Genomic DNA, 8,086 nt, shown 5'->3' with positions numbered 1-8,086 from the left:
TGGTTAAGGCTGATATCGAGCAACAATGCCGGGTATCAGCCAAGCGTCAGCGTTAACGGTTATCGACCAAAAGTTACACCGTGGACTTATACCAAGGCAGAATTACTTATGGGTAGGTTTGTCTAGGTTTTTAGAAGCGGTTGTTGTCGTGTTTTGGGTGGGGTGCGATCGCGTTGGTTTATTGAATACTGAACATCCCCTGACTGAGACGACAACTGGGAATTGTTTATCAAAGCGCGTTGGCGGAGCCTGTTCCGAAGATAACGTATCGCATCGACTTTTTTACAGGTTCACTCTTTAACTGATTCACAGACGTTGTGCTTCCTTGAGACCTTTCACACTCTTACTGATGAGACAAACTTCAACTCCTGGTTTCAGTTATAGTAGTGGTGTTAAATCGGGATGAAATCGACCCTATAGGCGGGCACATTTTCCCATTATGAAGTAAGTCTCCCACAAAACTACGGCATTTGTCAACACTGAAATGGAATTTATTTTCCCCGTTTGGGAGTTAGGGGTGAATTCGATGATTTTATCGGGAAACGCAGAGGTTCGCAGAGGGTAGCGCAGAGGGTCGCAGAGGGGTTATTTTAGCGTTTGGGGTGGGGTGCGATCGCGTTGGTTTTTTGAACACTGAAAATCCCCTGACTGAAAGGCGTACCGAAGGCAACTGAGGGTATCTAAATGGATTATAATTAAAGGGCTTAAATGACTCAAAACTCCTAGTCATGTTCAGTACAACAGTCACCGATACCGGACAAATTACGATTCCTCAAGAAATTCAGGACTACCTTAAACTGAGTAGTGGCAGTAAAATTGATTTTGTTATTGATGAAGACGGTCACGTTAAACTGATTCCTCTTAATGTTTCTGTAGAAAAATTATCAGGGTTTTTACACCGACCGGGCATCAGGAAATCTACCCTAGAAGAAATGGAAGTTGCCATCTCTGAGGGAGCAAATGATTGGACTTGATACAAACATTCTGGTTCGCTACCTTACCCAAGATGACGAACAGCAGTGGCAACAAGCAGTCGCACTGATTCAACAAAACCAGCCCTGCTTTATTGCCAATATTGTCCTTTGCGAGTTGGTTTGGGTTCTCAAAGGAGGCAACTACGGGTTCCATAAAGATGAAATTATCAATACCCTAGAAGCAATGTTACATAGTTCGGCTTTTGAATTTGAAAACCGTTCTACTGTTTATCAAGCCTTAAAGCGATATCAACAAGGTAGCGCTGACTTTTCGGATTATTTAATCGGAGCGATTGTCCATCAAGCGGGTTGTACTCAAACAGTTAGTTTCGATCGCAAGCTGAAGAACGAAAAAGGGTTTCGTTGTCTGGAATAGGGTTCAAACCCAATCAACGACTAGAGTAGAACTCGATAAAAAACGATCGCAATTAGCCTCTCAACGCGATCACTCTTCTATTCTCCCAGAAAGGCGATGCCAACCAATCCAACATCGGCTAGGGATACCCAAATAGCTACTGAAAGCTTTATATGGTAATGGTTTCAGCCTACCTGCTTCCCGTCAGCCTCTCGACTCTCCCCACTCCCTCTCAGCACTGTTGTGGTCTGGACTAAGTAGGATCACTTAGAATATACTTAACAAAACGATAAAAAAATAAATAAACTTTTCTAGTTTGTTACGTGAGAGGCTATAAATCGCTGTGAGTCAGCAATACATTGAAGTTGATTATCTTGAACCTGAGAATATTCAACCCCGACGGCGCTATGATCCCGACGCGATCGCAGCTAAATACCGCTATCGCCCTTGGGTGGTTCTCTGGCGGGCGTTAAGGATTATCTGGAACTTCGTACAGTTTATTCTGGGTCTCAAGTGGGACGAGTGGCGCAACCAAGTTGAGAGGAATCGGTTTAAACGCGCTACTCAACTGCGACAGATCCTGACTCGCCTCGGTCCGACATTTATTAAAGTGGGACAAGCGTTATCCACGCGCCCCGATTTAGTTCGCAAAGATTTTTTAGAAGAACTGATTAAGCTACAAGACCAACTTCCACCCTTTGACAATAAAACAGCCTTCGCGATTATCGAGTCAGAGTTAGAGCGTCCGGTGAGTGAAGTCTATCGCCAAATTTCCCCTGATCCAATCGCGGCGGCAAGTCTCGGTCAAGTCTATCATGCTTATCTCTATACCGGGGAAGAGGTGGCGGTTAAGGTACAACGTCCTAACCTACTCAAATACCTAACTCTGGATCTCTATTTAATGCGGAAGTCAGCCGGCTGGTTATCCCGATGGCTTCCCCTGAATCTGGGTCATGATCTGACATTAATTGTCGATGAATTTGGCATTAAGTTGTTTGAAGAAATCGATTATGTCAACGAAGGTCGCCATGCGGAACTCTTTGCTAGTAACTTCCGTGATGATCCCAGTGTTAAAGTGCCAGCCATTTACTGGAAGTACAGTAACCACCGAGTTTTAACCTTAGAGTGGATTAATGGGTGTAAGTTAACCGATACCAAAAGTCTTTGCACGGCTGGACTTGATGCTGACCAAGTGATTCAAACTGGCGTCATCGCGGGTTTGCGTCAACTCTTAGAACACGGCTTTTTCCACGCTGATCCCCATCCCGGTAACTTGTTTGCTATGCCCGATGGTCGCATGGCTTACATTGACTTTGGCATGATGGATCAGTTGGAGGAAGAAACGAAAGAAACGATTGTCAGTGCGGTTATTGATTTAATTAATAAGGATTATTTGGAGTTAGCGAAAAAGTTTGTCATCCTCGGCTTTTTAACCCCAGAGACAGACATCACACCAATTATTCCCGCCTTAGAACGAGTGTTGGGAGAAGCCGTAGGTCAAAGTGTACGGGACTTTAATTTTAAAACGATTACGGATAGTTTTTCCGAGTTAATGTTTGAGTATCCGTTCCGTGTTCCGGCAAAGTTTGCCCTGATTATTCGGTCTTTGGTGACTCAGGAAGGGTTGGCGTTAACTCTGAATCCAGAGTTCAAAATCGTTGAAGTATCTTATCCTTACGTTGCCAAACGTCTACTCAAAGGTGAATCGCCAGGTATGCGACGGCGGTTGATTGAGGTGTTGTTCAAGGATGGCAGATTCCAATGGCAACGGTTAGAGAATATGATTGCGATCGCGCGATCTGATGATAACTTTGATTTACTCCCCACAGCGCAACTAGGATTGCAATATCTGTTATCTGAAGAAGGGAAGTTTTTGCGGCGTCAGGTACTATTGGCGTTAACCGAAGATGACCGATTGCACACTGAAGAAGTACAACGCCTCTGGAATTTGGTCAAAGATGACTTGAAACCAGGACGATTATTTAATGTGGCGTTAAATTCTTTGGGTACTATGTCAACGGAGCAAATTGCGGCAATTTTACCCCTGACAGCGATGATGCGTGATTAGTCATTCGTCATACTCGCTCCCTTGAGAAGCAAGCTACGTCATTTGTCACACCTAAAATCTAATACCTTTTGTCTTTAACTTTTCTGTAGGGTGGGCAATAGTCATAAAGGGTGGGCAAGAGTCATAAAGCTAGAAACGCCTAGGTTATTATCCGTTGTTATTGCCCACCTCAAGTTCATTTGGAGTTTATTGATTAGTGTTAATGATTAAGGACTGATTTGCAGGTAATTTCTAGGTATTTCCGAAAGAATATTTCTGCTCATTTTATCCTGTTTAATAACTCAGCAATCTGTTGGTTGACTGTTTTAAGATCAAAACGCTGAGTTGCCTGAATTGTGGCGTGGTGAGCAATGGCGGCGGCTTGTTCGGGTTGCTGGTAACAGTTCATGATGATTTGAGCGAGTTCCTGAGAATTGCCAGGAGGAAATAGCCAGCCTGTTTTTCCTGGCTCGATTAATTCAACGACACCCCCCGCCGCCGCGCCTACAACCGGACGTCCACACAGCATGGCTTCAATAATTACCCGCCCAAAGGGTTCTGGAGCCGTTGATGTGTGGGCAATTAAGTCACAAGCTTTCATTAAGAGGACAATATCCGAGCGAAATCCTAAAAACTTAACTCGTTCTTTGAGTCCTAATTTTGTGACAGTTTGATGTAATTTTTCGACATAATCCTGCTCACCAAATAAAGCATCTCCGACAAGGAGAACGGTTACATCCTTTGGGCATTGGGCTACAGCTTCGAGTAGGATATGTTGTCCTTTCCAGGGAGACAGACGGCTAAAATGACCAACGACAAATTGTTCCTCTAGTCCAACTGTTTGTCTGATTGCATGAGCGTCAGTTGGTGGGATGTTGTAGTTTTCCGGTTCAAAGCCGTTATAGACAACGTGGGTTAGTTCTCCTCGTCCTCCAGCGTCAACAAATGCCGCCTGAGTCGCTTGGGAATTGGTAATTACTAAGGAGGCAAAGCGATTGGCTAAAGTGACAGCAACACGACGATTGGTTGAACTGAAATGATCGGGAGAGAGAATATCCCGGAGATGATACACCAAAGGGCGACGACTTAAAAAGCTAGCAAAAGCACCAATCACTAGGGCTTTTTGAGTATTGGCATAGATTAAATCATAATCACGGGCGAGAGTTGCTACTTTAATAATCAGAGAAACAATTGAGCGGATGCTGCCTAAACTATCCAGAATGCCACTCTCTTTACTCACATTAATGGGTTCGGTGGCTAGAACTTGAACAGGAATATTATTTTGTTCTAATAATTCCCGAAATGTACCATCGGCAAATAAACAAACTAAACAGGTTTCTCGATAGGGTTTGGCGACATCCGTTAGAGACAGTTCCGCGCCACCTAGCTTGCCACTTTGATCGAGGAATAGAATCTTCATGAGGATATGTCCTGATTCCTTATATCAAGTCCGGTTGAATACTCACACTTCGGCATTTAAATTGGGATACCTCAATCGCTCAAAGATAACAGGCAACAGGCAACAGGCAACAGGCAACAGGAAATACACAATTTAAATGCGTTTTAGCTTATGTCAAGGGTTGAGTTAGCGACGGCGAACAGCTAGCAATGCACCGGCTACCAAAACAAGACCAACTAGGGTAGTTGGCTCTGGAGTTTTTACCGCACCAACCAAACTGAAATCACTGTTGCGACCTCCCGGTGAAGTCCCTTGCTGTACCGCTGTCAGCTCAAGGTTTGTAATTGAAGTATTACCAAACGGCTCTAAAATACTGTACCATCCACCACCAACAGGATTATCTGTAGAAGCACTCAGAGCCGTTATTTCTTGGTCAATCCCTAAATCTGATACCTGCCATCGTACTGTATTTTCATCCCCAACAGTTAGATATCCATCAATGAATCCCCCAGTCGTATTAGCCTTCACCTGAGCTTTCTCAAACACAGTATCTCTAAATTTACCCGGTAGGTATAGGAAGCTCAAGTCAAGGGATTTTAGGATAGCTGGCTGGTCACCTGGAAGATCTAATGTAACCTTTTCTTCTGCCAGATCAATTTCACCACGAACAAAACCACCTTGGACACCTATTCCAATAACATCGCCAACCTGCTTAGATTCCAGAGGGCGTGGATCACTTGTAATCGTAAAGCCATCTTCAGTTGTACAGTTTGATAAAGTCGTGCCAGGGGTGACGAGGGGTTGACAGGTTCCGCCAACTAAACCATTTGTGAAATTAAAGGCTTGAGCCGGAGTCGCGGTCATGGCCAAAATTGTACTTGTGGCGGCGATGGCTAATTTTCCATAGATGCTAAGCATTGGTAATCCTCAGAAAAGTGTTAGTTTTAGTTCTCGAAACAATTAGTTGTCGATATAAATAAATATACTTTACGTTCTGGACGTTTTGTGTAAATTTTGTGTAAAAAGAAATTCATTTTATATGAAGATTATGTATGCCACTAAAATTAGAACCGAAACGGTTAATCCGTGTTATATCTCCGGTTAAGCCAAGAGAACTTGCCGCACTTGTTGGGCAATTTGAACCCAATTAAAATGGGTAACGGCGTAGTCACGACAGGCAGCGCGAGAAGGCATTGATATTGTGCCATTGAGTAATGATTCTAATCGGAGTGCGATCGCGTCAGCTTCGGTAGAATCAGTAATCAGTTGGGGGGAAAAGGGGGTGAGAATTTCTGGCATCCCGCCGACAGGGGTACAGAGTACGGGTGTACCACAGGCTAAGGATTCGAGTAAGATCAGTCCAAATCCTTCTAAAGATTGGCTGGGAACCACAGTTAAATCGGCGGCTTGGTAAGCGATGGGTAATTGTTCATCGGGGAGATAACCGAGGAATTTGATATGATTTGTGAGTTCTAAGTCTCTGGCTTGTTGTTCCAGGGAGTCTCGCAAGATTCCCTTACCCGCCACGGCTAACCACACATCGGGTATCTGGGATGTTATTTTAGCTAAGGCAGTTAATAAGACATCAATCCCCATGCGATGCACCAGGCGACGGGGGGTAAAGATAATTTTGCGATCGCGATCCCACTGAAGTTGTTCTCGCGCCTGTTGACGGGATAGGTTGGGTTGAAATCGTTGAGTATCCACACCACCGGGAATAATATGGATTTTAGTCCAGGGGATATTGTATTCTTGGTGCAAGATCGTGCCAAAAGCTTTACTGAGAACAATAAAGCGATCGCAACGATTGTAGACTTGCTGTTCCATCCACCGCTTCACAGATACCGCGAGTTTATTGCTTCCTTCGCGATCGCTCTCTATTGCCCAAGGACCATGAAATGTAAATGTAATCGGGATTCCTGTCGGTAAACTGGGTAACAAGGGCAGACTATAAAGGGCAAAATGCAGGTTAATTGCATCCGGTTTTGCTGTTTTACGCTGCAAAAAATTGTGATGACTCAGCCAGAGTCGTTGCCATAGTGGAGTATTGGGTTCGGCTAAGTTTGTCAGTTTTACGGGAGAGTCAGAGGATGTTTCTGGTAGTCCAACAGCACACAATTCTATCTGATTTTCGGTTAAGGCTAGGGTATGGGTGAGTTCATAAACATAGCGATTTAATCCTCCTGGTATGGTTGGGAACCAATCCTTGCCAATACAGAGGATTTGGGCGGCAATATCTGTTGATTCATTCATATTATTATTTGTCATTCGTCAAAACACTGATTTCACGGATTTATTGGATATATGGGGTAGGGAGGTGAGAGCTTATTCATACACTGATTACACCGATAATTTCGTTCTCTATGAAGATGATTTTTTATTTGTCATTTCCTTGTTGCCCGTTTCCTATTCCCTAGTCAAGTGCCAAACTATCTCTGGGAGAAATTAGCAACGCATTTAATCATAGTTTTACGGTTTTTCTAGCACAAGTTTCAAATTCTTTGTATAAGGTTTCGGCTTGCGCTAACAATTTGGTGTTTTTAACACTAGACAATTCATCTCTTTTTTTCTGTTTTATCGCTTTGCGTCTTGCTTCTTCTTGAGGATCGCGCAATCTATTGGCATGATCCGCATTGGCTTTAGCCACGTCAACCAGGTCAAAATTTTTGTTAAATTTTTCATTGACGGCTTCCACTACTTTATCTAAATGTTGTGTAGTAAGATTAAATGTGCTAATGATAAAATAATCCTTGTATGGCTTTAATTTGGTATAAAATCCAATGTAGCTCTCTAGAGCTTGAGTTACTGAAACATAAGACCAACGACTGGTCAAGGAAAGAACCGCACCAACGGGTTCTCTGATAATCAACAAAACAGCAATTTTTTGGTTAATTGCCTGTATGATCTGAGTCGGTGAGTGCATGTGATTAGTTACTTTTACCGACTTGGTCTGGTTCTTTTTAAAATGTGATGTCGCAAAGCTATTGGCTGAACCTTGAAATCCATCAATGACGAGTTCAGTGTCGGCAGTGACTAAGCGTTCAGTTTCATCTTTGCCAATTGACTTTTTCTTGAACTGATCCCACTTAATATACGGTTGGAATAATATCCATAATCTAGGTTCTCTAGCTACTACGGCGCGAAAGGAGAAAATAATTTTCCTGGCTAAAATAATAAGTCCATCGAATTGTTTATAAAGAAAATTATTCATATATTTTAAGTCAACAAAATACGATAAGATTATAGCATACTTTTTGAGCTATTGTCAATTTTTGTGTACCCACAAAATATGCAAATTTATCCAATTTGAT

General features: G+C 43.0%; 7 protein-coding genes. 3 read left to right on the top strand and 4 right to left on the bottom strand.

Going from position 1 to position 8,086, the window contains the following annotated elements:
* Positions 1–728: 728 nt before the first annotated feature.
* The 3 genes from RIG27_RS22810 (at position 729) to RIG27_RS22800 (ending at position 3,397) form a co-directional block, all read left to right on the top strand.
* Positions 729–974, top strand: coding sequence for an AbrB/MazE/SpoVT family DNA-binding domain-containing protein (locus tag RIG27_RS22810; protein WP_446348983.1), 246 nt, complete (start codon positions 729–731; stop codon positions 972–974).
* Positions 961–1,350: a PIN domain-containing protein gene (locus RIG27_RS22805; protein WP_446348981.1), complete on the top strand. Its 390-nt coding sequence runs from the start codon at positions 961–963 to the stop codon at positions 1,348–1,350. The genes RIG27_RS22810 and RIG27_RS22805 overlap by 14 nt, the downstream gene beginning before the upstream one ends.
* 322 nt (positions 1,351–1,672) lie before the next feature.
* Positions 1,673–3,397, top strand: a complete 1,725-nt coding sequence (locus tag RIG27_RS22800) for an ABC1 kinase family protein (protein WP_446348980.1) — start codon at positions 1,673–1,675, stop codon at positions 3,395–3,397.
* Positions 3,398–3,656: 259 nt separating this feature from the next.
* On the opposite strand, the gene RIG27_RS22795 is transcribed toward RIG27_RS22800, so the two are convergent.
* From RIG27_RS22795 to RIG27_RS22780, 4 genes are all read right to left on the bottom strand, one after another.
* On the bottom strand, positions 3,657–4,796 hold the full coding sequence (locus RIG27_RS22795) for a glycosyltransferase (RefSeq protein ID WP_446348978.1): 1,140 nt from the start codon (positions 4,794–4,796) through the stop codon (positions 3,657–3,659).
* 165 nt (positions 4,797–4,961) lie between these two features.
* Positions 4,962–5,693: a PEP-CTERM sorting domain-containing protein gene (locus tag RIG27_RS22790; RefSeq protein ID WP_446348976.1), complete on the bottom strand. Its 732-nt coding sequence runs from the start codon at positions 5,691–5,693 to the stop codon at positions 4,962–4,964.
* Between the two features lie 183 nt (positions 5,694–5,876).
* The gene (locus RIG27_RS22785) at positions 5,877–7,043 is read right to left on the bottom strand and encodes a glycosyltransferase family 4 protein (protein ID WP_446348974.1); all 1,167 of its coding nucleotides are present in this window, start codon (positions 7,041–7,043) and stop codon (positions 5,877–5,879) included.
* Between the two features lie 193 nt (positions 7,044–7,236).
* Positions 7,237–7,986 carry a hypothetical protein gene (locus RIG27_RS22780; RefSeq protein WP_446348972.1) on the bottom strand — a complete coding sequence of 250 codons (750 nt, stop codon included), beginning with the start codon at positions 7,984–7,986 and terminating at the stop codon, positions 7,237–7,239.
* Positions 7,987–8,086: the final 100 nt, after the last annotated feature.

It is taken from the genome of Coleofasciculus sp. F4-SAH-05 (assembly GCF_040222985.1).
Taxonomy (GTDB): domain Bacteria; phylum Cyanobacteriota; class Cyanobacteriia; order Cyanobacteriales; family Coleofasciculaceae; genus Coleofasciculus; species Coleofasciculus chthonoplastes.
Note: the sequence above shows the minus strand (reverse complement) of the source record. Positions and strands in the feature narration are given on the sequence as shown.

Excerpts from the sequence above, each read along its gene's own strand:
- RIG27_RS22810 (WP_446348983.1), top strand. The coding sequence starts at position 729 with ATGTTCAGTACAACAGTCACCGATACCGGACAAATTACGATTCCTCAA.
- RIG27_RS22805 (WP_446348981.1), top strand. The coding sequence starts at position 961 with ATGATTGGACTTGATACAAACATTCTGGTTCGCTACCTTACCCAAGAT.
- RIG27_RS22795 (WP_446348978.1), bottom strand. The coding sequence starts at position 4,796 with ATGAAGATTCTATTCCTCGATCAAAGTGGCAAGCTAGGTGGCGCGGAA.
- RIG27_RS22790 (WP_446348976.1), bottom strand. The coding sequence starts at position 5,693 with ATGCTTAGCATCTATGGAAAATTAGCCATCGCCGCCACAAGTACAATT.
- RIG27_RS22785 (WP_446348974.1), bottom strand. The coding sequence starts at position 7,043 with ATGACAAATAATAATATGAATGAATCAACAGATATTGCCGCCCAAATC.
- RIG27_RS22780 (WP_446348972.1), bottom strand. The coding sequence starts at position 7,986 with ATGAATAATTTTCTTTATAAACAATTCGATGGACTTATTATTTTAGCC.